This is a genomic window from Brevundimonas sp. NPDC090276 (assembly GCF_044772165.1).
In the GTDB taxonomy this organism is placed as follows: domain Bacteria; phylum Pseudomonadota; class Alphaproteobacteria; order Caulobacterales; family Caulobacteraceae; genus Brevundimonas.
Genome location: NZ_JBIVYK010000002.1, coordinates 199,589 through 223,412 on the forward strand (window position 1 = coordinate 199,589; position 23,824 = coordinate 223,412).

At 67.9% G+C, this 23,824-nt stretch carries 27 protein-coding genes; 24 read left to right on the top strand and 3 right to left on the bottom strand.

Annotated features, from left to right (window positions below; all coding sequences use genetic code 11):
* Window positions 1-2: 2 nt before the first annotated feature.
* Genes ACIQTU_RS06715 through ACIQTU_RS06725 form a run of 3 tightly spaced genes read left to right on the top strand, consistent with a single transcriptional unit; the run spans window position 3 to window position 2,406 of the window.
* On the top strand, window positions 3-548 hold the full coding sequence (locus tag ACIQTU_RS06715) for a DUF1285 domain-containing protein (RefSeq protein ID WP_400544231.1): 546 nt from the start codon (window positions 3-5) through the stop codon (window positions 546-548).
* Window positions 545-1,207, top strand: a complete 663-nt coding sequence (locus ACIQTU_RS06720) for a CoA pyrophosphatase (protein ID WP_400544234.1) — start codon at window positions 545-547, stop codon at window positions 1,205-1,207. The genes ACIQTU_RS06715 and ACIQTU_RS06720 overlap by 4 nt, the downstream gene beginning before the upstream one ends.
* Window positions 1,204-2,406 (top strand): CCA tRNA nucleotidyltransferase, encoded by a 1,203-nt coding sequence (locus tag ACIQTU_RS06725; RefSeq protein ID WP_400544237.1) that lies wholly within the window; start codon window positions 1,204-1,206, stop codon window positions 2,404-2,406. Before ACIQTU_RS06720 ends, ACIQTU_RS06725 begins: the two co-directional genes overlap by 4 nt.
* On the opposite strand, the gene ACIQTU_RS06730 is transcribed toward ACIQTU_RS06725, so the two are convergent.
* Window positions 2,381-3,340, bottom strand: coding sequence for an endonuclease/exonuclease/phosphatase family protein (locus ACIQTU_RS06730; RefSeq protein WP_400544240.1), 960 nt, complete (start codon window positions 3,338-3,340; stop codon window positions 2,381-2,383). The genes ACIQTU_RS06725 and ACIQTU_RS06730 overlap by 26 nt on opposite strands.
* A gap of 216 nt (window positions 3,341-3,556) precedes the next feature.
* On the opposite strand from ACIQTU_RS06730, the gene ACIQTU_RS06735 reads away from it, so the two are divergent.
* The 19 genes from ACIQTU_RS06735 to ACIQTU_RS06825 all read left to right on the top strand — a co-directional run bounded on the left by ACIQTU_RS06735 (window position 3,557) and on the right by ACIQTU_RS06825 (window position 18,683).
* Window positions 3,557-5,029, top strand: coding sequence for a DUF2793 domain-containing protein (locus tag ACIQTU_RS06735; RefSeq protein ID WP_400544243.1), 1,473 nt, complete (start codon window positions 3,557-3,559; stop codon window positions 5,027-5,029).
* Window positions 5,030-5,034: 5 nt separating this feature from the next.
* On the top strand, window positions 5,035-5,190 hold the full coding sequence (locus ACIQTU_RS06740; RefSeq protein ID WP_400544246.1) for a hypothetical protein: 156 nt from the start codon (window positions 5,035-5,037) through the stop codon (window positions 5,188-5,190).
* Entirely contained in the window at window positions 5,187-5,459 is a 273-nt protein-coding gene (locus tag ACIQTU_RS06745; protein WP_400544249.1) for a hypothetical protein, read from the top strand. The genes ACIQTU_RS06740 and ACIQTU_RS06745 overlap by 4 nt, the downstream gene beginning before the upstream one ends.
* Entirely contained in the window at window positions 5,456-5,839 is a 384-nt protein-coding gene (locus ACIQTU_RS06750; protein WP_400544252.1) for a M15 family metallopeptidase, read from the top strand. Before ACIQTU_RS06745 ends, ACIQTU_RS06750 begins: the two co-directional genes overlap by 4 nt.
* Window positions 5,836-6,255 carry a hypothetical protein gene (locus ACIQTU_RS06755; protein WP_400544254.1) on the top strand — a complete coding sequence of 140 codons (420 nt, stop codon included), beginning with the start codon at window positions 5,836-5,838 and terminating at the stop codon, window positions 6,253-6,255. Before ACIQTU_RS06750 ends, ACIQTU_RS06755 begins: the two co-directional genes overlap by 4 nt.
* A 31-nt stretch (window positions 6,256-6,286) precedes the next feature.
* Window positions 6,287-6,466 carry a hypothetical protein gene (locus ACIQTU_RS06760; protein ID WP_400544257.1) on the top strand — a complete coding sequence of 60 codons (180 nt, stop codon included), beginning with the start codon at window positions 6,287-6,289 and terminating at the stop codon, window positions 6,464-6,466.
* A 234-nt stretch (window positions 6,467-6,700) separates the two neighbouring features.
* Entirely contained in the window at window positions 6,701-7,558 is an 858-nt protein-coding gene (locus ACIQTU_RS06765; protein ID WP_400544260.1) for a flagellin, read from the top strand.
* Between the two features lie 109 nt (window positions 7,559-7,667).
* Complete coding sequence (locus tag ACIQTU_RS06770; protein ID WP_400544262.1) at window positions 7,668-8,474, top strand: flagellin; 807 nt, start codon at window positions 7,668-7,670, stop codon at window positions 8,472-8,474.
* A 113-nt stretch (window positions 8,475-8,587) separates the two neighbouring features.
* Window positions 8,588-9,394: a flagellin gene (locus ACIQTU_RS06775; RefSeq protein WP_400544265.1), complete on the top strand. Its 807-nt coding sequence runs from the start codon at window positions 8,588-8,590 to the stop codon at window positions 9,392-9,394.
* A gap of 113 nt (window positions 9,395-9,507) precedes the next feature.
* Window positions 9,508-10,320 (top strand): flagellin, encoded by an 813-nt coding sequence (locus tag ACIQTU_RS06780; RefSeq protein WP_400544268.1) that lies wholly within the window; start codon window positions 9,508-9,510, stop codon window positions 10,318-10,320.
* A 114-nt stretch (window positions 10,321-10,434) separates the two neighbouring features.
* Window positions 10,435-10,677 carry a flagellar protein FlaG gene (locus ACIQTU_RS06785; RefSeq protein ID WP_292084606.1) on the top strand — a complete coding sequence of 81 codons (243 nt, stop codon included), beginning with the start codon at window positions 10,435-10,437 and terminating at the stop codon, window positions 10,675-10,677.
* A gap of 133 nt (window positions 10,678-10,810) precedes the next feature.
* Complete coding sequence (locus ACIQTU_RS06790; protein WP_400544272.1) at window positions 10,811-11,662, top strand: flagellin; 852 nt, start codon at window positions 10,811-10,813, stop codon at window positions 11,660-11,662.
* Window positions 11,663-11,916: 254 nt separating this feature from the next.
* Complete coding sequence (locus tag ACIQTU_RS06795; protein WP_400544275.1) at window positions 11,917-14,607, top strand: transcriptional regulator; 2,691 nt, start codon at window positions 11,917-11,919, stop codon at window positions 14,605-14,607.
* 132 nt (window positions 14,608-14,739) lie between these two features.
* A complete protein-coding gene (locus ACIQTU_RS06800) occupies window positions 14,740-15,414 on the top strand; it encodes a hypothetical protein (protein WP_400544278.1) in 675 nt (224 codons plus the stop codon).
* Window positions 15,414-15,839: a hypothetical protein gene (locus ACIQTU_RS06805; RefSeq protein WP_400544281.1), complete on the top strand. Its 426-nt coding sequence runs from the start codon at window positions 15,414-15,416 to the stop codon at window positions 15,837-15,839. The genes ACIQTU_RS06800 and ACIQTU_RS06805 overlap by 1 nt, the downstream gene beginning before the upstream one ends.
* 90 nt (window positions 15,840-15,929) lie before the next feature.
* Window positions 15,930-16,439, top strand: coding sequence for a single-stranded DNA-binding protein (gene ssb, locus ACIQTU_RS06810; protein WP_400544284.1), 510 nt, complete (start codon window positions 15,930-15,932; stop codon window positions 16,437-16,439).
* Window positions 16,440-16,454: 15 nt separating this feature from the next.
* Window positions 16,455-16,904 (top strand): thiol-disulfide oxidoreductase DCC family protein, encoded by a 450-nt coding sequence (locus ACIQTU_RS06815; RefSeq protein ID WP_400544287.1) that lies wholly within the window; start codon window positions 16,455-16,457, stop codon window positions 16,902-16,904.
* Window positions 16,905-16,908: 4 nt separating this feature from the next.
* A complete protein-coding gene (locus ACIQTU_RS06820; RefSeq protein WP_400544290.1) occupies window positions 16,909-18,216 on the top strand; it encodes an SDR family oxidoreductase in 1,308 nt (435 codons plus the stop codon).
* A complete protein-coding gene (locus ACIQTU_RS06825) occupies window positions 18,216-18,683 on the top strand; it encodes a DUF2269 family protein (RefSeq protein WP_400544293.1) in 468 nt (155 codons plus the stop codon). The genes ACIQTU_RS06820 and ACIQTU_RS06825 overlap by 1 nt, the downstream gene beginning before the upstream one ends.
* Here the strand turns inward: ACIQTU_RS06825 and ACIQTU_RS06830 are convergent.
* Window positions 18,680-19,252: a nucleoside 2-deoxyribosyltransferase domain-containing protein gene (locus ACIQTU_RS06830; protein WP_400544296.1), complete on the bottom strand. Its 573-nt coding sequence runs from the start codon at window positions 19,250-19,252 to the stop codon at window positions 18,680-18,682. The genes ACIQTU_RS06825 and ACIQTU_RS06830 overlap by 4 nt on opposite strands.
* Window positions 19,253-19,383: 131 nt before the next feature.
* Here ACIQTU_RS06830 and ACIQTU_RS06835 point away from each other — a divergent pair, with 131 nt between their 5' ends.
* Window positions 19,384-20,286, top strand: coding sequence for a DMT family transporter (locus ACIQTU_RS06835; protein ID WP_400544299.1), 903 nt, complete (start codon window positions 19,384-19,386; stop codon window positions 20,284-20,286).
* A 7-nt stretch (window positions 20,287-20,293) separates the two neighbouring features.
* Here ACIQTU_RS06835 and ACIQTU_RS06840 read toward each other — a convergent pair whose 3' ends face one another.
* On the bottom strand, window positions 20,294-20,914 hold the full coding sequence (locus tag ACIQTU_RS06840; RefSeq protein WP_400544302.1) for a superoxide dismutase family protein: 621 nt from the start codon (window positions 20,912-20,914) through the stop codon (window positions 20,294-20,296).
* A 123-nt stretch (window positions 20,915-21,037) separates the two neighbouring features.
* Here ACIQTU_RS06840 and gyrA point away from each other — a divergent pair, with 123 nt between their 5' ends.
* Window positions 21,038-23,806, top strand: a complete 2,769-nt coding sequence (gene gyrA, locus ACIQTU_RS06845; RefSeq protein WP_400544305.1) for a DNA gyrase subunit A — start codon at window positions 21,038-21,040, stop codon at window positions 23,804-23,806.
* Window positions 23,807-23,824: the final 18 nt, after the last annotated feature.

The window sequence follows — 23,824 nt, forward strand, 5'->3', positions numbered from 1 at the left end:
ATATGACGAACCCAGCGACATCGTCCGGTCTGTCGGGCGTGGCCGAGGCGGCGCGGCAAGCGCCCGGCTTGCCGCCGGTGCATCTGTGGCATCCGGCGCATTGCGGCGACATCGACATCCTGATCCGCGCCGATGGCGCCTGGATGCACGAAGGCTCGCCCATCGGGCGGCCTGAACTGGTGCGGCTGTTCTCGACGGTGCTGAGGAAAGACCCCGACGGCTATCACTTGGTCACGCCTGCCGAGAAGCTGAAGATCCGGGTCGAGGACCTGCCGTTCCGGGCCGTGGCCGTGCAGGCGGATGACGGGGTTCTGACCTTCACGACTGACGTCGGCGATGTGGTCCAGGCGGGGGCGGACCATCCCATCGTGGTCGAGACGGACGCCGAAACCGGCGAGCCGTCGCCGCGCCTCCATGTGCGGGCCGACCTATGGGCGCGGATCGCGCGGTCGGTCTTTTATGAGATGGTCGAGCGGGCCGAGGCCGTGGACGGGCAGTTGGTGGTGCGGTCCGGCGGCGAAGCTTTCGCACTGGGAGGCGTGGAATGAGCTGCGAGAGTTTGAAGAAGCGGCTGCTGGCGCATCTGGACCCGGTCGAGACCTGGACGCCCGAGCGAACGGCGGGTCGGTCGGACTATGATCTGAACCCCGGCGCGGAGCGCTTACAGCGCGAACTCAGACCTGCCGCCGTTCTGGTGCCGATCATTATGCATGACGACGGACCGACGGTGCTGATGACGCGGCGCTCGGACAGCCTGGCCAGCCACACCGGTCAGATCGCCTTCCCCGGCGGCAGGCTGGACCCCGGCGAGACGGCGGGGCAGGCGGCGCTGCGCGAGGCGTTTGAAGAGGTGGCCCTGGATCCCGGCGTGGTCGAGCTGCTGGGCCTGGGCGATCCCTATGAGACGGGGACCGGGTTTCTGGTCACGCCGGTGGTCGGCTGGCTGACGGCGCCGCCAGAGGTCACGCCCTCGCCGGACGAGGTGGCCGAGGTGTTCGAGGTGCCGTGGGACTTTCTGATGGACCCGGTCAATCACCGCCGCGACTATTATGACCCCGAGGGCGGCGCGCGGCGCTGGTTCTGGGCCATGCCGTTCGAGGAACGCTACATCTGGGGCGCGACGGCGGGCATTCTGAAGGGGCTGTTCGGGCGGCTGTATGGCGACGAGGCCGAGCCCCTGTCGGCGGCGGCCGAGGACGCCGCGTGAGCCATCGGCTGCAAGGGCAGGACTGGCTGACAGCTTCGGCGACGCGGGCGGTCATGGCGGCGCTGACGGCGGCGGGCGGGGCGGACTGCGCACGGTTTGTCGGCGGCTGCGTGCGCAACGCCCTGATCGGCGCGCCCATCGACGACATCGACATCGCCACGACCCTTACGCCGGACGCGGTCGTTGCGGCGCTGAGGGTGGCCCGGCTGCGCTCGGTGCCGACCGGCATCGAGCACGGGACGGTGACGGCGATCTCGGAGCATCAGCCGTTTGAGATCACGACCCTGCGCCGTGACGTCTCCACCGACGGGCGGCGCGCCACCGTGGCCTTCACGACCGACTGGGCCGAGGACGCGGGGCGGCGCGATTTCCGCCTGAACGCCCTCTACGCCGATGCGGACGGCGTCATTCTGGACCCGACGGGGCAGGGCTACGACGACGCCCTGGCGGGACGGATTGTCTTCGTCGGCGAGGCCGAGGGCCGCATCCGCGAGGACTACCTGCGCATCCTGCGCTTCTATCGCTTTTACGCCTGGTACGGGCGGGGCGCGCCCGATGTGGCGGCGGTGGCGGCTTGCGCGGCTCTGGCCGAGGGTGTGACGCAGTTGTCGGCGGAGCGGGTGTCCAAGGAACTGCTGAAGCTGCTGGCCGCGCCTGACCCGCGCCCGGCGGTGCGGCTGATGGCCGAGGCCGGCGTGTTGGGGCGGGTCCTGCCGCCCACCGACCTGGCGCTGTTCGAGGCGATGACGGAGATCAGCCCTGATCCGGTCTTGCGCCTGTCGGCCCTTCTGCCTGCCGATCCGGCCAAAGCGGCCGAGGTCGCGCGGCGTCTGCGCTTGTCCAACGCCCAGCGTTTCAGGCTGGTTGAGGCGGTGGCGGCTGAGGCGACCACGACGCAGACCGCCCCTGAGGGACGCGCAGTGATCTATCGCGACGGGCGACAGGCGTTCGAGGACCGCGTCATGCGGGCCTGGGCGGCGGGTGGCGAGTCCGAGGACGCGCATCGTCTGTTGGTGCTGGCGAAAGACTGGTCACAACCGACCTTGCCTGTCGGCGGACGCGATCTGGCGCGGCTGGGGCTGAAGCCGGGGCCGGAGACGGGGCGGGTGCTCAAGGCCTTTGAGGCTGGCTGGATCGCGGACGACTTCCCCGATCACGGCCACGAGGAACGGCTCAGGGCGCTTCTGCCGCCAGCGTGAAGCGGGTGATGACCGGGCGGTGGTCCGAGCCGGTCTTGCGGCCCAGCCTGCGTTCCAGCAGGGCCAGATCGGGTGAACGCCAGACCTGATCAATGGTCATGCCGACCCCGGACGGAGCAGCCGAGGGCCAGGTGCCGGGCCAGCCGGGGGCGGGGATCATCCCCGTTTCAGACTGGATCTGGCGCCCGATGCGGGCGCTGGACACGCTGTTGAAGTCGCCCGCCGCGATAACCGGGCCGGTCATATCTTGTCGGATCGCCGCCAAGGCCGTGGCCTGGGTGATCTGACCCCACTGATACTGGAAGGGCCAAGGCCGGGTCAGGTGGGCGCCGATGATGTTGACGGGGCCGAGCGGGGTCTGGGCGGTTGCGGCGACCGAGACCAGGCCGTCGGGCCGGTCGGCGATGGCGGTCAGCGGATAGCGCGAGGCGATGGCGGCCCGCGCCGCGCCGCTGGGCCGGTCCACGCGGGCGGTCAGTACGCGATGTGGATAGCCCGCCAGCACGCGATCCAGTTGAGCCGCGGGCGCGTCGCCCAGTTCGACCAGAACCACGATATCGGGGTTCGCCTCGTGGACGGAGCGGGTGATGGCCTCCACGTCGGTGTTCCAGGCCCAGAGGTTGGCGGAATAGAGGGTCAGCGTCGGCCCGCCTTCACGGGGCAGGGCGCCGCCGCGTGGCAACCACTGCGGCCAGACGGCCAGGATCAAGAGGGCGGTGACGCCCAGGCCCGCGATCACCGCGGGGCGCAGTCTCGGAACGGCGTAGAGCAGGGTCAGGACCAGTGTCGCGGCCAGAGCCGGGGCAGTGAACTGGGCCAGCAGGTCGGTCCAGCGATGGCCGATCCGCGTGAGGGCGGACAGGGCGACGGCGGCGGGCGCGGTCAACAGGCCCAGCGCCGCCAGATGGATCACGGCCTTAAACGGTGAGATCAAGCGGACTTCCTCGCGGACTGACGCGGCGGACCGCTGCCTTGGCCTATCCGACCGGGGCGGCGCGTGTCGAGGGCTGCGTGTTCGAGACGGAACCTCGCGCGCATTCGGGCGGGCCAATCCCTGTGATTTTCCGGGTTTGCGACGTGCCGCGTCCCTTCAGCACGCCCGAGCGGCGGGCCTGAGCAGACTGATCCTCCAACCTTTGGAGATCATTCGATGAGCGACGACGCCAGCGCGCGGCTGGGCCTGCCCTATCTGGCGGTGGGACAACTGCAGAAACACGTGACCCTGAACGAGGCGCTGACGCGTCTGGACGTCCTGACCCAGATGGCGGTGGTCAGCCGCACGACGGCGGCCCAGCCTTCCGCGCCTGCCGACGGCGCCCTCTACATCCTGCCGACCGGGGCGACCGGCGCGGACTGGGGCGGGCGTCCGGCGGGCAGCCTGATGCGGGCCGAGGCCGGCGGCTGGCTCGTGGTCGCCGCGCCCGACGGTCTGCTGGCGGTGGTGCTGGACAGCGAAGAGGTGGTGGTTCGTCGGGCGGGCGTCTGGGCGCCATTGGTGGAGGCGGTCGAGCCGGTTACGGCCCTGCAAAACCTGACCCGTTTGGGTGTGAACACCGAAGCGGACGCCGCCAACGTCGTGGCGGCGCGGCTCAACAAGGCGCTGTGGACCGCGCTGGAGAGCGAGAGCGGCGGGGACGGCGACCTGCGCTTCACCTTCAACAAGCAGGGGGCGGGCGACGTCCTGTCTCTGCTGTTTCAGAGCGGCTGGGGCGGGCGGGCCGAGTTGGGCCTGATCGGCGACGATGATCTGAGGCTCAAGGTCAGCGCCGACGGCGGAACCTGGCGCGACGCCTTTACGGTGGATCGCATGAGCGGGCGTCTGTGGTTCGCACAGGGCGCGACGCGGCGCGAGACCACGGTGCTGACGGCTGACGGCGACTGGACCCCGCCCGTCTGGGCGCGCTGGGTCGAGGCGGTGTGTGTCGGCGGCGGGGGCGGCGGAGGGAACGGTGCGATCGGAGCGGCCGGGACCGTGCGTTTTGGCGGCGGCGGTGGCGGCGCAGGCGGCGTCGTGTCGGGGGTGTGGCCGGTCAACGGTTTCTCCGGCGCGCTGACCGTGGCGGTCGGTGCGGGCGGGGGCAGCGGCGGCGTCGGTGGGAACTCGACGGTCTCGGCAGGCGGAAATCTGCTGCTGACGGGCGAGGGCGGCAAGGGCGGGGCGGCAGGAACCACATCGTCGGGCGTCGGCGGCGTGGGCGGGGGCGGCTTGATCCGCGCTAACGCCGGCGGCGACTCGTCGGCGTCCGCCGTCGCGGGCGCAGGGCAGGCGCAAGGTCGCCCCGACGGTCCCGGCGGCGGCGGTGCGGGCGGCGGGGTCAGCGCGGCCAATGTCGCCTTCAGCGGCGGGGCGGGCGGCGACGGCGCGGTTCTGCATGTGCGGGCGGCGGGCGGTCTGGGGCGCATGAGCTCCGGCCTAGGCGGCCAGGCTTCGCCGCTGTCGGCTCTGTCCTGCGTGGGCGGCGGCGGCGGCGGGGGCGGTGGCGTGCTCTCGGGCGCGGGCCACCCCGGCGCGACGGGCGGCCTGCATGGCGCGGGCGGCGGCGGCGGGGGCGCGGGCGTGACGGGAGCGGGCGCAGGCGGCGCGGGCGCTGCGGGCGTCGTCTGGCTGACGGCGATCGGGTGAGCGTCATGAGCCGATACTTCGACCGCATCCTCGAACCCGAACTGCTGGACGAGGAGGCCTGGGCCGCGCCCGAGCGGCTGACCCCCGATGACTGTTTCGATGAACTGGGCAGCGACTGGCGAAGACCCGCCGCGCCCTGCGACCCGGAGGATGAAGGATGAGCGAGATTGGCAAGGGCGACATCGGCTTGGCCGAGGGGCGCTGGCTGTGGCGCAGGCTCTATGTGTTCGTCGCCAGCGCGGGGCTGTGGGTCCTGCTGGCGCGGGCGGTGGGGCGGACGGCGCCCGCCGACCTGCCGCGCGTGGCCGAGGGGCTGATGGGGCTGATCGCCCTGATGCTGGTCCTCTATCTGGTGGCGCCGACGGCCCAGCAGATGGTCGCCATGCTGGCCAATCTGCGCCTGCGTCTGGCGGCGGGAGGCCGGGCGTGAGCTTTCGTCTGTCGCAACGTTCGCGCACTCGGCTTCAAGGGATCCATCCCGACCTGATCGCCGTGGTCGAGGCGGCGATCAACCGGACCGAGGTGGACTTCATGGTGACGGAGGGGCTGCGTGATCCCGCCCGTCAGGCTGCGCTTGTGAAGGCGGGGGCCAGCCGGACGTTGAACTCGCGCCATCTGACCGGCCATGCGGTCGATGTCACGGCCCTGATCGAGGGCGAAGTGCGCTGGGACTGGCCGCTGTATGGCCGCATCGCAGAGGCCTTCAAGGCGGCGGCGCGCGACCTGCGAATCCCCCTGACCTGGGGTGGCGACTGGACCCGGCTGAGAGACGGCCCGCATTTCGAACTGGATCGGAGGGCTTATCCATGAGGGGGCTGATACGGACGCTGACGCCGTTGGGGTGGCTGGCTCTGGTCGGGGCGGCGGTCGTGCTGCTGGCGATCGCCGGGCGCGGGCTGGGCCTGAGATGGGATCCGTTCAGCCTGCAGCAGAAGCAGCTGGAAACAGTTCAGGCGCGCGCGACGCAGGCTGAGTACGACGCCGAGGCACGCCGGATCGAGACGGCGGGGCGGGCGCAGCAGGCCGCCCGCGCCGAAATCCATCACCAACAGACCTTGGCCGTCGAACGGGCGACCGTCGCGGCTGTCACTCAGGCGAGGAGCGCCGAGGATGCGAACGAACTACTGGACCCTGTGCGGGCTGATCGTCTGCGGGCTCACGACCGCGAACTGTGCCGGCTCGAGCCCGATCTCGACGGTTGCGCCGCCTCGCCTGGTCCTGCCTGAGGCGGCGACGCACCCCTGCGCCCTGGCGACCATGCCGGAGGCCGCCAGTCTGGCTGATCTGGAGGAGACCTATCTGTTGCGCGGGGCTCAGATCGTGGCCTGCGACGGGGCGCGACGGCTAGCGGTCGAGACCCTGACCGCCGAGCGGGCGATGCAGGACCGGTGGGCCGGGGCGGGGCAGGGGCGGGGCAAGCGGGCCACGCCCGAGTGACGGCGCGCTTTTTGCCGGGTCACTCGGCAAAAAATGCCGGTCTTGGCTTTGGCTCGGCAAAAAATGCCGCGTGAAAAACGTGCTTAATCAAACCTAACGTATAAAAATCAGTGAGTTGAAGAACGCAGGGGTGTCGCCGTCTCTGGCCCTGTCCTTGCTGAGTGTCTCGACGAGCAGAAAGCTCCCGGCAGCCAAAATGGCGTCGGACATGTCGAAGACACAAGGACAGCCAAAATGGCTAACAGCATCAATACGAATGCAGGGGCTCTTGTCGCCCTGCAGAATCTGAATCAGACCAGCCGTGACCTCAACGTCACGCAAAACCGCGTGAACACTGGCCTGAAGGTTTCCTCGGCCAAGGACAACGGCGCGATCTTCGCTATCGCCACCAATCAGCGCGCCGAGATGGGCGCTCTGGACGCCGTCAAGAATTCCATGCAGCGCGGCCAGTCGATCGTCGATGTGGCCCTGGCCGCCGGCGAGACCGTGGTCAAGGCTCTGGAAGAGCAGAAGAGCCTGGCGGTCGCCATCTCGAACGCCACCGGGGACGCGCTGAAGGCCTACGTCACCGACTACAACGCTCTGGGCGCCGAAATCACCAAGGCCCTGGCCGGCGCGACCTTCGACGGCGTGAACCTGTGGACCGACACCACTGCCGCCGGCGCCACCATCGCCGTGAAGACCGGCACGGGTACGACCGACAACTTCGTGCTGAAGGGCGGCGCGGCCGCCACCACCGCCACGGCTCCGGCCAGCGCCACCGCCCTGGTCATCTCGAACTACACCACGCCCAGCGCCGCCGACATCACGGCCATGCAGGGTCTGACGACCGTCGTCACCGGCTCGATCACCTCCTTCACCAGCGAACTGGGCGCCATGGGCACCAAGTCGAAGTCGCTCGAACGCTCGCTGATCTTCACCGGCAAGATCCAGGACGCGGTCGAAGTCGGCATCGGCAACCTGGTCGACGCCGATCTGGCCAAGGAAAGCGCCAAGCTGACGGCGCTGCAGACCAAACAACAACTCGGCGTCCAGGCGCTGGGCATCGCGAACCAGTCGAGCTCGATCCTGCTCGGCCTGTTCCGCGGCTAAGAATTGGGGGCGGGTTTCCAGAGGCTCGCCTCTCGATAAGCACTCCCCTGAGCAGAACGCTCGCGGCGCCAGAACGGCGTCGTCCATATAAAAAGTAAGGACTACCAGTATGGCTAACAGCATCAACACGAACGCCGGCGCCCTCGTTGCCCTGCAAAACCTGAACAACACGAGCCGTGATCTGTCGATTACGCAGAACCGCGTGAACACCGGCATGAAGGTTTCTTCGGCCAAGGACAATGGCGCCATCTTCGCCATCGCCACCAACCAGCGCGCCGAGATGGGCGCCCTGGACGCCGTCAAGCAGTCGATGCAGCGCGGCCAATCGATCGTCGACGTGGCCCTGGCCGCGGGCGAGACCATCACCAAGGCGCTTGAAGAGCAGAAGAGCCTGGCGGTGGCGATTGAATCTTCGGTCGCCGGTTCGGCGGCTGAGACGGCCTACCTGGCCGACTTCAACGCCCTGGGCAATGAAATCACCAAGGCCCTGGCTGGCGCCACCTTCGACGGCGTCAACCTGTACTCGGCGGCCGCCGCGGACATCGAGGTCAAGACCGGCACCGGCGCGACGGACAAGTTTGTCCTGAAAGCCACCGGCGCGGCCACGGCCGTCGCCACGGCCGGCGGCGCGATCGTCCGCGCCGGCGCCACGGCCACGGCTGTGGATACGGCGCTGAAGGCCTTCACGGCCGAGCTGGGCGCCCTGGGCACCAAGTCCAAGTCGCTGGAACGCTCGCTGACCTTCACCGGCAAGATCCAGGACTCGATCGAAGTCGGCATCGGCAATCTGGTCGATGCGGATCTGGCCAAGGAAAGCGCCAAGCTGACGGCGCTGCAGACCAAACAACAACTCGGCGTTCAGGCGCTGGGCATCGCGAACCAGTCCAGCTCCGTCCTGCTGGGCCTGTTCCGATAAACAAGATTGAAAGCGGGCCTGCGGGCCCGTTTTTGATGAAGGAGACTACCCCGAGCAGAACGCTCACGACGTCAAAATGACGTTGAAAATGTCAAAGACAAAGGAAAGCCAAAATGGCCAACAGCATCAACACCAATGCGGGCGCTCTGATTGCCCTGCAGAACCTCAACAACACGAGCCGCGATCTTTCGGTTACGCAAAATCGTGTGAATACCGGTCAGAAGGTTTCTTCGGCCAAGGACAATGGCGCCATCTTCGCCATCGCCACCAACCAGCGCGCCGAGATGGGCGCCCTGGACGCCGTCAAGCAGTCGATGCAGCGCGGCCAATCGATCGTCGACGTGGCCCTGGCCGCGGGCGAGACCATCACCAAGGCGCTTGAAGAGCAGAAGAGCCTGGCGGTGGCGATTGAATCCTCGGTCGCCGGTTCGGCGGCTGAGACGGCCTACCTGGCTGACTTCAACGCCCTGGGCAATGAAATCACCAAGGCTCTGGGCGGCGCCAACTTCGACGGCGTCAACCTGTTCTCGGTCGCGGCCGCGGACATCGAGGTCAAGACCGGCACCGGCGCGACGGACAAGTTCGTCCTGAAGGCCACCGGCGCGGCCACGACCGTCGCCACCGCCGGCGGCGGCAAGGTTCGCGCCGACGCCACGGCCGCAGCGGTTGAAACCGAGATCAAGGCCTTCACGGCCGTGCTCGGCTCGCTGGGCACGAAGTCCAAGTCGCTGGAACGCTCGCTGACCTTCACCGGCAAGATCCAGGACGCGCTCGAAGTGGGCGTGGGCAACCTGGTGGACGCCGACCTGGCCAAGGAAAGCGCTCGCCTGACCGCCCTGCAGACCAAGCAACAGCTGGGCGTGCAGGCGCTGTCGATCGCGAACCAGTCGAGCTCGGTTCTGCTCGGCCTGTTCCGCTAACCGAATTGAGGCCGGGGCTCCGGCCCCGGGCTTGATGAGACTACCCCGAGCAGAACGCTCCCGACCGCCAAAACGGCGTCGGAAATGTCGAAGACAAAGAAGGAAGAGCTAAAATGGCTAACAGCATCAACACCAACGCGGGCGCCCTCGTTGCCCTGCAAAACCTGAACAACACGAGCCGTGATCTGTCGATCACGCAGAACCGTGTGAACACCGGCCAGAAGGTGTCGTCCGCCAAGGACAACGGCGCCATCTTCGCCATCGCCACCAACCAGCGCGCCGAGATGGGCGCCCTGGACGCCGTCAAGCAGTCGATGCAGCGCGGCCAATCGATCGTCGACGTGGCCCTGGCCGCCGGCGAAACCATCACCAAGGCGCTTGAAGAGCAGAAGAGCCTGGCGGTGGCGATTGAATCCTCGGTCGCCGGTTCGGCGGCTGAGACGGCCTACCTGGCTGACTTCAACGCCCTGGGCAATGAAATCACCAAGGCCCTGGGCGGCGCCACCTTCGACGGCGTCAACCTGTTCTCGGCGACGACGACGGACGCCATCGCGGTCAAGACCGGGACGGCCGCCGGCGACACCTTCACCCTGAAGGCAGCCTCGGGCGCCGCTACCGCGGTAGCGACGGCCGGTGGTGCGGTCGCTCGCGCCGGCGCCACGGCTGCGGCCGTGGACACCGCTCTGAAGGCCTTCACGGCCGTCCTAGGTGATTTCGGCACCAAGTCGAAGTCGCTGGAACGTTCGCTGACCTTCACCAGCAAGATCCAGGACGCGCTCGAAGTGGGCGTGGGCAACCTGGTTGACGCCGACCTGGCCAAGGAAAGCGCCAAGCTGACCGCCCTGCAAACCAAGCAACAGCTGGGCGTGCAGGCGCTGTCGATCGCGAACCAGTCGAGCTCGGTTCTGCTCGGCCTGTTCCGTTAACAAGTGGCCGGGGGCGGGTCTTTGGACCCGCCCCCGTTCGCACGTCAGGAGACAGGAGGCGCGGCGTCGCCGCGTTAAGGGGAAATGGCAGATAATGTCGCAAGACTGCCGAGCGTGACCCTCGTTCAGCCGGACGCCTATGGTCAGGGCGTCGAGGCGCAGCCGAAACCGGTGCGGGACGAACCCGATGCCGGCCGCTATCGGCTGACCATCGAGGAAGGGCCGAACGGCTTTGTTTACAAGACCTTGGATCGCGTCACCGGCGAAGTCATCCGCCAGTTGCCGCGCGAAGAGGTGATGAAGATGAGCGCCAGTCCGGCCTACGGGGCAGGCGGAGTGATCAAGACCAAGGTCTGATCCTCGACAGTAGCTTGGAACCGCAGCGCCGCCGGCTTGCCGGACGGCGCCGCGTTCGTTTCCACGTCGTTAACCATACGCTCAGGAATCAGTCGCATTCTGCAGGTCAGAATTTGAACTGGGGCTAGAAGCCATGACCAACAGCGTTCTCACCAATGCGTCCGCGCTCATAGCGCTCCAGAACCTCAATTCGACGAACAACAAGCTGGCCGCGACCCAGAGCCGGGTGAACACTGGCCTGAAGGTGCAGGGCGCCAAGGACAACGCCGCCACCTGGGCCATCGCCCAGAACCAGCGGGCGGATACGGGGGCTTTGGAAGCCGTCAAAACCAGCATGAACCGCGCCACCTCGCTGGCCGACGTGTCCCTAGCCGCGGGCGCGCAGATCTCGGACCTGCTGATCGAACTGCGTGAGAAGGCGACGGCTGCCGCCGACCCTTCGTCCACAGCGGCGTCGCGCAAGGCTTACAACGACGAGTTCCAGTCGCTGCTCAAGTCGCTGGACTCCTTCGCCAAGAACGCCACCTTCGACGGCGAGAACATTCTGAACGGAACCAGCACGACGACGCTCGACTTCCTGGCCAACGTCGGCGCGACCGAAACCATCGCCATGGATCGTCAGGACATGTCATTGGTCGGTCTGGCCCTGAGCACGACGGACTTCACGGCGCCCGCGACGGCGTTCGACCTGCTGAGCAAGGACAATGCGGAGAGCGCCCTGACCCAGGTCAAGGCGGCTCTGGATGACGCCAACGCCAAGCTCGCCGCTCTGGGCGCCCAGTCCAAGCAGATCGAAAAGCATAATCTCTTTGTCGGCAAGTTGATGGACTCGCTGGAAGTCGGCATCGGCAACCTGGTGGATGCGGACATGGCCAAGGAAAGCGCCCGCCTGCAGGCGCTTCAGGTCCAGCAGCAGCTGGGCGCGCAAGCCCTGTCGATCGCCAACCAGGCGCCGCAGATCATCCTGTCCCTGTTCAAGGGCTGATCTATCTGAAGTAGCGGGGCGCGCCGTGGCCGAGTGAAATCGGCGGCGGCTTGCGCCTCGTTGGGCGGGGCGTCAGCCCGTAGAGGCTGGCCAACTTCATGAGCAACCAACGCACGTAAGCCATAGGGCGAATCCCTGACCGGTGACGGGAGCTTGACCGTGGACAAACGTGAAGCTGTCGGGGCTGTTCCAGGCTCAATCTTAAACACTTCGTTACCAGCTTGGCGGCAGACTGGACGCAGGAGCGTCGGACTGTGATCAACAACAGCTATCTTCTGGGCCTGTACGGCGGAACCTCGACATTCTCGGGGGGACTCGGCTCGACTTCGGTCGCGGTGAAGAAGCAGCCGACCGCGCCCTGGTCGACCTCGGTCAAGCCGCAGAGCCAGTCGGACCTGCTGCGCGCCGCGCTCAGCGGTCGTCGTCTGATCAACGAAGACGCCGCCACGCTGGACGTGAAGAACGCCTCTTCCGGCGACTACCGCAAGATTTTCGCCATGTATCAGGGCCTCACCATGCTGGAGGCCATTTCGGACCGGGCGGGGCAGAAGAACCTGACGGCGCTGGAGCGCGCGCAACTGACCAAGCGCATGGACGCCGGTTTGGCCGAGTTGTCCGCCTATCTGGGCGAGGCCAAGTTCGACGGCGTGCGCATGGTCCAGGGCAAGTCCGAAACCAAGGCTCAGACCGGCGCCGCCGTGCCGCGTGACTCGGCCAAATACGTCACCGGCGCGGTGCATACGGGCGCTCTGGGCGACGAGGTCGCCGCCTTCCAGGGCGATGTGAAGTTCAACATCACCATCAAGAAGGCCGGCGGCGATCAGGTCATCGCCATCGACCTGGCCGAGATGGGCTCGGACCCGCGTACGATGCAGTCGGTGGTGACCCACATCAACAGCAAGCTGGAGGCGGCGGGCGTCGAGACCCGCATGGGGCGCGAGCAACTGCCGTCCGAGCCGCGCGTCATCAAGAGCGGCGACAAGACGATCACCCTGCCGGCGGGCCCCGACAAATGGGCGCTGAACCTGCAGGGCGTGTCCTATGAGAAGGTCAGCTTCACGCCGGTGACCTCGTCCGACGCCGTCTATGTGGTGCAGGGCGTCGGCAAGAGCGGCGGCCATGAGGTCCTGAAATTTCAGGAAGGCGCCGGCCAGACCAGCGGCGAAGCCTTCTGGGTCGATGGTCAGGTCGGCCAATCGGGCCTGCCGGAGGGCGTCGAGACGGTGCGCGCCAGCGCTACGGGGCCGGACGGCTCCATGTGGATCGTCGCCGACGTCAGCGCCGGAACCTCGACCCAGCCGATCAAGGGGCAGGGCGACGTCGTTCTGATGAAGCTGGATTCGGCGGGCAAGGTCGTGCTCAGCCGCGCCTTGGGCGCCGCCTCCACCGCCAGCGGTTACGCCATCGCCGTGGACGCCGACGGCCGCGTGGCCGTGGCCGGTTCCGTGGTCGGGGCGCTGGTGCCGGGTGCGTCGGGCGCCGACGCCAATCTGGCCGACAGCTTCGTCACCGTCTTTGACGCCAAGGGCGTGGAACAGTGGACCCAGCGTCGCGGCGCCAAGGCGGCGGACGAGGCCACGGCGGTGTCGTTCGGCGCCGACGGCCGGGTCTATGTCGCCGGGCGCTCGCAGTCCTCCATGCCGGGCGCGCTTGGGTCGGGCGGCTGGGACGGCTATGTCCAGGCCTTCAGCGAAAGCCGGATTCACAGCCTGGCGCCGATCACCGCGACCGCCACCGGGATCAGCCAGTTCGGCACGGCCGGGGACGACAATGTCCAGGCCATGACCACGGACGGCGACAAGCTATACACCGCCGGGGTCGAGAACGGCCGCATGGTGGTGCGTCAGTTCCAGATCGACGCCACCGGATCGCCGACGCTGCTGTCGTCGCGCGACCTGGGCCACGCCAGCGGCGAGGTCGCCGGCATCTCAGTGGTCAACGGTCAGGTGATCCTGGCGGGCGCGACGCGCAACGGCGCCCTGGACATCGGCCAGATCAACGCGGCCCATTCCGGCGGCACGGACGCCTTCGTCGCGGTGATCAACAGCGATCTGAGCGCCTCGGCCAGCGACCGGTTGACCTATTACGGCGGGGCCGGCGACGACACCGCCGCCGATGTGAAGATCGTCGACGGCAAGGTCTGGCTGACCGGGATTTCCGACCGCACCGTGGGGGCCAAGGCCGAGGATCCGACTTCGGGCTATCTGGCGCGTCTTGATCCCGCGACCGGCGCAGTGGAGTGGAGCCAGACATGGACCGGCGCTGATCGTCAGGCTGCGCCGATGACCATCGCCGTGGCCACGGGCGGGGCCAGCGTCCTGGACAAGCTGGGCCTGCCACAGGGCGAAATCCCGCAGTCGGATTCCAAGCAACTGGTGGACGCCACCTCGTTGCGGGCAGGCGACCGCTTCTATGTCACCTCCGGCACGACCGGGCGTTCGGTCGCCGTCACCATCGACGCCAAGGAGACGTTGCAGACCTTGGCGCGCAAGATCGAGACCGCGTCTGGCCGCACGCTGAAGGTCACGATCAAGACCGACAAGGATCATGTCACCGGACTGGACGGCGACACCAAGATCACGGCGGGCGGCGTGCAGCGCCTTTCCATCACCTTTGCCGACGGGCGCGACGGCGCGGTGTTGCGGGCCGGCGAGGCGGGGCGCGACGCCCTGGCGGGCCTGGGTCTGACGCCGGGCTATATCGGTCCGAGCAAGAGCGACCTGAAGACCTTTGGCCTGGACCTGCCCAAGACCCTGAGCCTGAAGGACGCCGAGGCGGCCAAGGCGGCGACCAGCACCATTCAACTGGCGATCAAGGCTCTGCGCGACGCATACAAGGCCCTGGACCCCGACAGCAGCAAGCCCAAGGTCACCGGCTCGGCGCCGCCCTATCTCAAGGCCCAGCTGGCCAATTATCAGGCCGCGCTTGCCCGCCTGACGGGTTGATCGCCGGTGAGACGCGGTTGAGAGGCGATTCCTCCCCAGCCGATCCGTCTCAGGAAGCGCGCACCCCCGCTTTAGGTTGACGCGCGCGGCGTCGGCGGGGTTATTGGGGCCATCATTGGCGTCGAGTCCCGCATGGCCCTTCCAAAAGATAATCGTACCGTTCTGATCGTCGGGGGCGGCTTGGCCGTCGTCGCCGCCGTTGCGGCGGCCCTGGTGTTCAGCGCCGGACGGGACAAGCCGACCGAGGCGCCGCCCGCGTCGCAGGGGGGGCTGACCATCGATCTGGCCGAGGCCCCGACGCTGGAGCCCGCGCGTGAACTGCGCTGTTTCGTCGACGGACAGTTTGTCGGTCAGGCCACCCTGGCCGACTGCGCCAAGCGCAACGGCGTGGCCACCAGCGCCCTGGACGTCGGACTGGACGCCACCGGCGCCCTGGCCGCCGCGCCGACCGCCGCTTTCGCTCCGCCGCCTGAGCTTCCGGCTGAGCCGACTGTCACGGTGACGCCCGACGAGGGCGCATCGCCTGCCGAGCCTAATCGTCAGGCGCCGGCTACCGTTTCGGCCACGGCCTGCCTGCGTCACACCGGCTCGGAATGGCGCTCGATCGGCAACGGCATGAGCCTGGGCGCCTGTGTGCAGGCCCTGTACGCCGGCACCTGCGTCCGTCCGGGCGAGGCCCAGTACGGCCGTTGGGGCGACACCACCCTGCGTCTGGTCCCGCGTCGCGTCGAGCAGTCGACCGACAACACCCGCTTCCGCACCCTGGCCCAACAGGATCGGAGCTGTCAGTTCCCGGAGCTGGGCTGATGAACCGCAAGATCGTTTCCGTCGCCGCGCTGAGCACGCTCGGACTGGCCGCCGCCGCCTGCGCCCAGAAGGGCGTCGAGGCTCCCACCGAGCCAGGTGTCTGCTATCACGTGGTCCTGGCCGAGGACGGCAAGTCCGCGCCCCAGGTCAACGTCGTCGCCCGCGACCAGCCGCAGATCGAGTTCTGCGCCGCGCGGCTTGAGGAAATGCGCCTGCGCTTCCTCAGCATGGGCGGCAACAACCGCGACATGATCGGCGCCTATCAGGGACAGTTTATCTTCATTGATCGGGGCGGCGTGAAGTTCGGCAGGACTCTGACGGGGCAGCGCTTCTTCGCCCTGACGCGGACCGGCGATGGTCGCCTGGCCATCCCGGGCGCCATCCAGCGCGAGATCGACGGTCGCCCCGTCGCTGTCGCCCCCTAAAATTCCCGCCCGCTCGGGCGTGAACAAAACTGGAACATTCCGTCGCAATCCGCTAGGGATCGACGGCAAGAATATAAAAGGACATCGGTCATGGCGGGCAGCGTCAACAAGGTCATCCTCATCGGCAATCTGGGCCGCGATCCGGAAATCCGCACGCTGAACAGCGGCGACCGCGTCGCCAACCTGCGCATCGCCACCTCGGAACAATGGCGCGACAAGGCCACCGGCGAGCGCAAGGAAAAGACCGAGTGGCATGCGGTGGTCATCTTCAACGAGAACATCGTCAAGGTGGCCGAGAACTATCTGAAGAAGGGCTCGACCGTTTACATCGAGGGCTCGCTGCAGACCCGCAAATACACGGACGCGCAAGGCGTCGAGAAATACTCGACCGAGATCGTGCTGCAACGCTTCAACGGCCAGCTGACCATGCTGGGCGGTCGTAACGACAGCCAGGGCGGCGGCATGGGCGGCGGTGATCGTGGCGGTTACGGCGGCGGTCGCAACGACGACGACTACTCCTCGGGCTTCTCGACCGGCGGCGCCAACAAGCCCTCGGGTCCCAAGGAAAGCTACGACCTGAACGACGACATCCCGTTCTAAGGTCTGAAAACTGACGTGGGCCGGGGGGCTTACAGTTACCGCGACGACCCGGCCGTGCCGTCCTTCCCGGACGACCGGCCGCTGGTCCTGTTCGACGGCGATTGCGCCCTCTGTTCCCATTCCGCGCGGACCCTGCTGAAGCATGGTCCGCGTTTTCGTTTGGCGCCGACGCAGTCGGTGCTGGGCCGGGCCCTGCTGGCCCACTACGGTCTGTCGCCCGACGATCCTTCCACCATGCTGGTGATCGAGGACGGGCGCGCCATCAGTCGCTCGGACGGGGTGCTGCATCTGGCGGCCTCCCTGCCGTTTCCCTATCGCGCCGCCGTGGCGGCCCGGCTGATTCCCCGACCGATCCGCGACTTCGCCTATGGCCTGGTCGCGCGATATCGGCGGCGGTTTCCGGGTCAGGCCTGGTGCGCCCTGCCGCCTTCGGGGGCGGATCTCAACGACCGAATTCTGGGATAGACGGATGAGCGACGGGGGGCGGGTTCTCGTTCTGGGAGCCAACGGTTTTATCGGCTCGCATCTGGCCGCCTCGCTGTCGCGTGAAGGCTGGTCGGTGCGCGCGGGCGCCCGGCGTCCCGCTGAGGCCGTGCGGCGGGCGCCGACGTTCGACTGGGTCTGCGCCGATTTCGCCAGGCTGACCACGGTCGAGGCCTGGGCGCCGCTGCTGGACGGCGTCGAGGCCGTCATCAACTGCGTCGGCGTCTTGCAGGACGGGGCAGGGGACAGCACACGTCTGGCCCATGTCGAGGGACCGCGCGCCCTGATCGCGGCCTGCGAGCGCGCCGGGGTCCGGCGTCTGATCCACATCTCCGCCGTCGGCGCCGACGATGCGGCAGGCACAGCCTATGCCCGCACCAAGGCCCAGACCGAGCGTCTGGTCGAGGCCAGCGCTCTGGACTGGCTGATCCTACGCCCGTCGCTGGTGGTGGACCGCGCAGCCTTCGGCGGCACTGGCCTGATCCGGGCGCTGGCGGCCTTTCCCCTGTTCAGCCCTGTCGTCTGCGGCGATCAGACCTTCCGGCCCATCGCCCTGGGCGACTTCAGCGCGGCCGTCGTCGCCGCGCTGAAGCCGGGCGCGCCGAGCCGCGAAACCTTCGACATGCCGGGGCCGGAGGCCGTGACCATGGCCGAGACGGTGCGGCTCTATCGCGGCTGGCTGGGCCTGCTGTCCGCGCCGGTGATCCGGGTTCCGCGCGCGCTGGCGGCGCCGGCCCTGATGATCGGCGACCTGCTGGGCCGACTGGGCTGGTCCTCGCCGATCCGCACCACGGCAATCCGCCAGATGGATCACGATGTGTCCGGCCGGGACAGCGGCTGGACCGAGCGGTTCGGCATCAACGCGCGCGGCTTCTCGCGCTTTCTGGCCGAGACCCCGGCCTCGGTTCAGGACGTATGGCACGCGCGGCTGTGGTTCGTGCGGCCGGTGTCGATCCTGACCCTGGGCCTGTTCTGGCTGATTACGGGCCTGATCAGCTTCGGCCCCGGCTGGAACGGGGCTCTGGCCATCCTGCACGAGGGCGGATTCGGGCGCTGGGCGGGGCCGATCGCCTGGTGGGGCGCGCTGCTGGACGTGGTGCTGGGCCTGGCCCTGTTCGTGCGGCCGTGGACGGCGCGGGTGGCCATTTTCATGTGTCTGTCGACCGTGGGCTATCTGATCGCCGGGACGCTCAGCCTGCCGCACTACTGGATCGATCCCTTGGGGGCGTGGCTGAAGGTCCTGCCGATGATGGCGCTGTGCCTGTTCGTGGCGGCGACGGACGCGCGGCGCTGATGACCTATCTGATCCTCAAGGTGATCCACATCCTGTCGGGTGCGGTCCTGTTCGGCACCGGGGCGGGCATCGCCTTCTTCATGCTGAGGGCCCATGCGACCAGGGACCCGCGCACCGTCGCTTCGGTCGGGCGGATCGTGGTTATGGCCGACTTCGTCTTCACCGCCAGCGCCGTGGTGGTTCAGCCGCTCAGCGGCCTGGCCCTGATCCATCTGCAGGGCTACGCCCTGACCGAGCCTTGGCTGATGGCGGCCTACGCCCTCTATGTCCTGATCGGCGCCTGCTGGTTGCCGGTGGTCTGGTTCCAGTGGCGGATGGTCAAACTGGCCGAGGGCGCGGAGGCGGCGGGAACGCCCCTGCCGTCCGCCTATCACCGCCTGTTCAGGGCCTGGTTTATCCTGGGCTGGCCCGCCTTTGCGGGCGTGATCGGCATCTACGCCCTGATGGTCGCCAAGCCGGTCTTCTAGCGCGCGAAGCGGCCTTTGGACGCGGCGTCGCTGAGCGCCTCACGGACGGCGGCGGTCAGTTCGGGCAGGGACTGAACCTGTTTGACGCCATAGGCCTGGGCCGTGATGTCGACATTGCCCTTGCGCCAGAAGCCCTGCGGAGCCAGCACGATCAGCTTTCCGCCGCGCGCGTGCAGGCCCATTTCCAGCAGGCTGATGGGGCTCTGGGTGCCGGGCGCGAAATACATGACGATGACGTCGGCGGATTCCAGCGCGGCCAGCTCCCACTCGACCTGACGGCGGAACTCGGGTTCGTCAGCCTCGGGACGCCACTCGGGGTTCCAGTCTGGGCGGCGGGGGTTAAGGATCACCACGTCCATGTCGGCCAGGGCCGAGGTCATCGCCGCCTGCCAGTCCGGCGCGCCACCCATGTCGATGCTGCCGCCCAGGAAGACGCGCGGGCGGCTGTCGTCGATGGGCAGGGGCTGGGGCGAGACCACGTTGCTGGGTCCCTTGGCGGTCTGCGCCAGTGCGGGCGCGGCGCTGAAGGCGGCGACGGTCATCATCAGGGCGGCCAGCGTGCGGTTCATCAGTCTGCCTCGGTTTCGCGAAGGGGCGGGGCATAGCATCCTGTCGGGCGAAGACTAGGGCGAGGATGACGGAAAAGAGCGGTCATCGAACGTGACGGGCCTTTCACGGCGGCCTGTGGCATCAGGTCACGGTGTCCAGCCATCGCCACTCCCCGCTGAGTCTGCTCGAGATCGCCGCCATCATCGCGGTGATGTTGATCTGGGGCATCAACAACGCCGCCGCCAAGATCGCCACCGAGGTCATGCCGCCGCTGATGGTCGGGGCCCTGCGCTTCGCCATCGCCGGCGCCTGCCTGATCTGGTTCGTGCGGCCGCCCTTCCCGAACTGGAAGAGCCTGCTGATCATCGCCGTGGTAGGCGGTCCGATCCACTATGGGCTGATCTACCTGGCCTATTGGCTGGCCCATGACGTCAGCCCGGTGACGGTGGCGACCCAGCTGTGGATCCCTCTGACCTCACTGTTCGCCTTCCTCTTGCTGGGCGAGCGGATCAGCCGGATGGCCACGGTCGGCCTGGTCATCGCCTTCGTCGGGGTGGCCTGGATGACGTTGGACCCGCACGCCCTGCAGGACTGGAAGGCGATCGCGGTGGGAGCACTGGGCGCCTCGGCCTGGGCGCTGACGACGGTGATCGCGCGCCGGACCACCTCCATCCCGCCGCTGAAGATGCAGGGGCTGCTGGCCCTGATGGCCTTCCCGGCGCTGACCATGGGATCGCTGGTGTTCGAGACGGGGCAGTGGGAGGCGGCTCAGATCGCGCCGCCCATCGTCTGGGGCACCCTGGTCTGGGCGGGGCTGATTTCGTCGGTGTTCGCGACCAGTCTGGTCTTCTGGCTGGTGCAGCGGCGCGAGGCGGGGCGGGTGACGCCCTATCTGCTGGGCTCGCCGCTGGTCTCCATCCTGATCGGCTGGCTGTGGATGGGCGACGTGCTGACGCCGCAGATCCTGACCGGGGTGGCCATCGCCCTGATCGGCGTGGTCACGGTCGCCCTGGGGGAGCGCGGCCTGCGCGCCGGCGCCCCCGCCAAGGTCTGATCGGAGCTTAGTTGGCGCTGAGAACGGCGCAGGCCACGCGGTCGCCCGCGCCGCCGATGGGCTGGCTGTTGTGGTCGTCGGGGTTGGCGTGGATCACCAGGGCCGAGCCGTCGGCGTCCCACAGCCACTGGCCGGGGCCGTCCTGGGTGATGCGGGCGCGGGTGGTGAAGAACTCGCCGTGGGCGCTGCCATCGGCGGCGGCGTATAGGTTGGGCAGGTCGCCGTCGTCAGGGCCTTGAGCGTTCAGCAGACCGTGCGGCGTCTTGGGATCGGTGTGGTTGATGTGGGCGCCCGCCGAGGTGAAGGGGGCGGCGCACTGGCCCGTGGCGTGGATGTGGATGCCGTGCCAGCCAGGCGTCAGGCCCGCAACCTCGACCTTGATCAGCAGGCCGGTGGCGCCCTGCGTCAGCGTCGCCTTGCCGATTTCCGCGCCCTGACCGTTGATGATCGCGGCCTGTCCCGTCTGGCCCGGCGTGGCGCGCGGGATCATGGCGGAGTGATCCATGGCGGTGGCCTGACCGTGAGCGCCGTGGCCCATGGCGGCATGATCATGGCTCTGAGCAGAGGCGCTGGCGGCGAGCAGCGAAGTCGCGGCGAAGGCGGTGAGGGCGGCAGCAGTCAGACGCATGGTTTTCCTGTCCTTTTGGGCATGGGGATATCAGCGGCGTTTCTTTGCCACAACGCCCCCCGGATGCTAGAAACCGGAACAGCGGATCACGTTCCGATTCCGGCCATTTAAAGCCTGATTTCCTTGACCGACGACAGCTACGACAACGCCGCACCTTCGGCGCCCGGCGACATCTCCATCATCACGATCGAGGACGAGCTGAAACGCTCCTACCTCGACTACGCCATGAGCGTCATCGTCAGCCGCGCCCTGCCGGACGCGCGCGACGGTCTGAAGCCTGTTCACCGCCGCATCCTCTATTCGATGCACGACCTGAACATGACGCCCGAGCGGTCGTATTCGAAGTGCGCGCGCGTCGTCGGTGACGTGCTGGGTCGCTTCCACCCGCATGGCGACGCCTCGGTCTACATGGCCCTGGTGCGGATGGCGCAGCCCTTCTCGATGGGGCTGATGCTGGTCGACGGTCAGGGCAACTTCGGCTCGGTCGACGGCGATATGCCAGCCTCCATGCGTTACACCGAGGCCAAGATGGCCCCGGCCGCGGTGGCCCTGCTGACCGATATCGAAAAAGACACGGTCGATTTCCAGCCCAACTACGACGAGAAGGAACTGGAGCCCGTCGTCCTGCCGGCGCGGATTCCCAACCTGCTGGTCAACGGCGCGGGCGGCATCGCCGTCGGCATGGCGACCAACATCCCGCCGCATAACCTGGGCGAAGTCGTCGATGCGGCCGTGGCGCTGCTGGACAACCCCGACATGGGCGACGAGGCCCTGTTGGACATCGTGCCCGGGCCCGACTTCCCGACGGGCGGCGAGATCATGGGCCGCACCGCGCCGCGCAATGCGCTGCGCGACGGACGTGGCTCGGTCATCGTGCGCGGCAAGGCTTCGGTCGAGGAGATCCGCAAGGATCGCGATGCCATCGTCATCACCGAACTGCCCTATCAGGTGAACAAGCAGACCCTGATCGAACGCATCGCCGAAATGGTGCGCGAGAAGCGTCTGGAAGGCATTTCCGACGTCCGTGACGAGTCCGACCGTCAGGGCATGCGGATCGTCATCGAGCTGAAGCGCGACGCTTCGGGCGACGTCATCCTGAACCAGCTGTTCCGCTATACGGCGCTGCAAAGCTCGTTCGGCGTCAACATGCTGGCGCTGAACCACGGCCGTCCCGAGCAGATGGGGCTGCGCAAGCTGCTGGAGCTCTTCCTCGAGTTCCGCGAGGAAGTGGTCGTCCGCCGCGTCAAGTTCGAGCTGGCCAAGGCCCGCGACCGGGGCCACGTCCTGGTCGGTCTGGCCGTGGCCGTCGCCAATATCGACGAAGTCATCCACATCATCCGCAGCTCGGCTGACCCGGCCGAGGCGCGCGAGCGGCTGCAGGCCAAGGCCTGGCCTGTCGGCGACATGATGGCCCTGGTCGAGCTGATCGCCGACCCGCGCACGGTTCTGGTCGACGGCGACAAGATCCGCCTGACTGACGAACAGGCCCGCGCCATCCTGGCCCTGACCCTGTCGCGTCTGACCGGCCTGGGCCGTGACGACATCTTCGGCGAGGCGCGCGGCCTGGCCGACACCATTCAGGGCCACCTGACCATCCTGTCGGACCGCGCCAACGTCCTGGCCATCATCCGCGAAGACCTGCTTCTGGTGAAGGATCAGTTCGCCGTGCCGCGTCGCACCCTGATCGGGGAAGGCGACGCCGAGATGGAGGACGAGGACCTGATCCCGCGTGAGGACATGGTCGTCACCGTCACCCACGGCGGCTACGTCAAGCGTGTGGCCCTCAACGCCTATCGGACCCAGCATCGCGGCGGCAAGGGCAAGTCGGGCATGACCATGAAGGACGAGGACGCCATCACCGGCGTCTTCTCGGCCTCGACCCACACCCCGGTTCTGTTCTTCGCCACCAACGGCAAGGCCTACAAGCTGAAGACCTGGCGTCTGCCGCTAGGCAATCCGCAGTCGCGCGGCAAGGCCTTCGTCAACCTGCTACCCATCGAGCCGGGCGACAGCATCATGAACGTGCTGCCGCTGCCGGAAAACGAGTCCGAGTGGGACAACTACGACATCATGTTCGCCACCAAGTCGGGCGACGTGCGGCGTAACAAGCTCAGCGACTTCGCCACGGTGAACCGTGCGGGCAAGATCGCCATGAAGCTGGAAGACGGCGACCGCATGGTCGGTGTGGCCATCTGCAACGCCGAGGACGACGCCCTGCTGACCACGGCCCTGGGCCGTGCGATCCGCTTCAAGGCCGACGACGTGCGCGTGTTCAAGGGCCGGGACTCGACCGGCGTGCGCGGCATCCGACTGCAGGATGGCGACGAGGTCATCTCAATGGCCATCCTCGGCCGCGTGGATGCTTCGCCGGAAGAACGCGCCGCCTACGTCAAGCACGCCAACGCCATGCGCAAGGCCCTGGCCGGCGCGGATGCGGAAGACGAAGCCGTCACGGTCGAGGCCGACGATGAGGATGCGGGCGACGCCGCCCTGTCGGTCGAACGCATCGCCGAGTTGGGCGCGGCTGAGCAGTTCATCCTGACGGTTACGGAAACTGGCTTCGGCAAGCGGTCCTCGGCCTATGAGTATCGCCGCACGGGTCGCGGCGGGCAGGGGCTGACGGCCCACGGCCTGGGCGGTCGTGCCGGCACGCGTCTGGCCGCCGCCTTCCCGGTCGAGGAAAGCGACGATCTGATGCTGGTCACCGATGGCGGCCAGATGATCCGCACCCCGGTCGGCCAGGTCCGCATCGTGGGCCGTTCCAGCCAGGGCGTGACCATCTTCCGCACCGGCAAGGACGAGAAGGTCGTCTCGGTCGAGCGCCTGCCCGATTCGGGCGGCGACGATGACGGCGCGGACGAGGCTGTGATCGAAGAGGGCGGCGAGGGCTGATCGGCTCTCAGGCGAGCA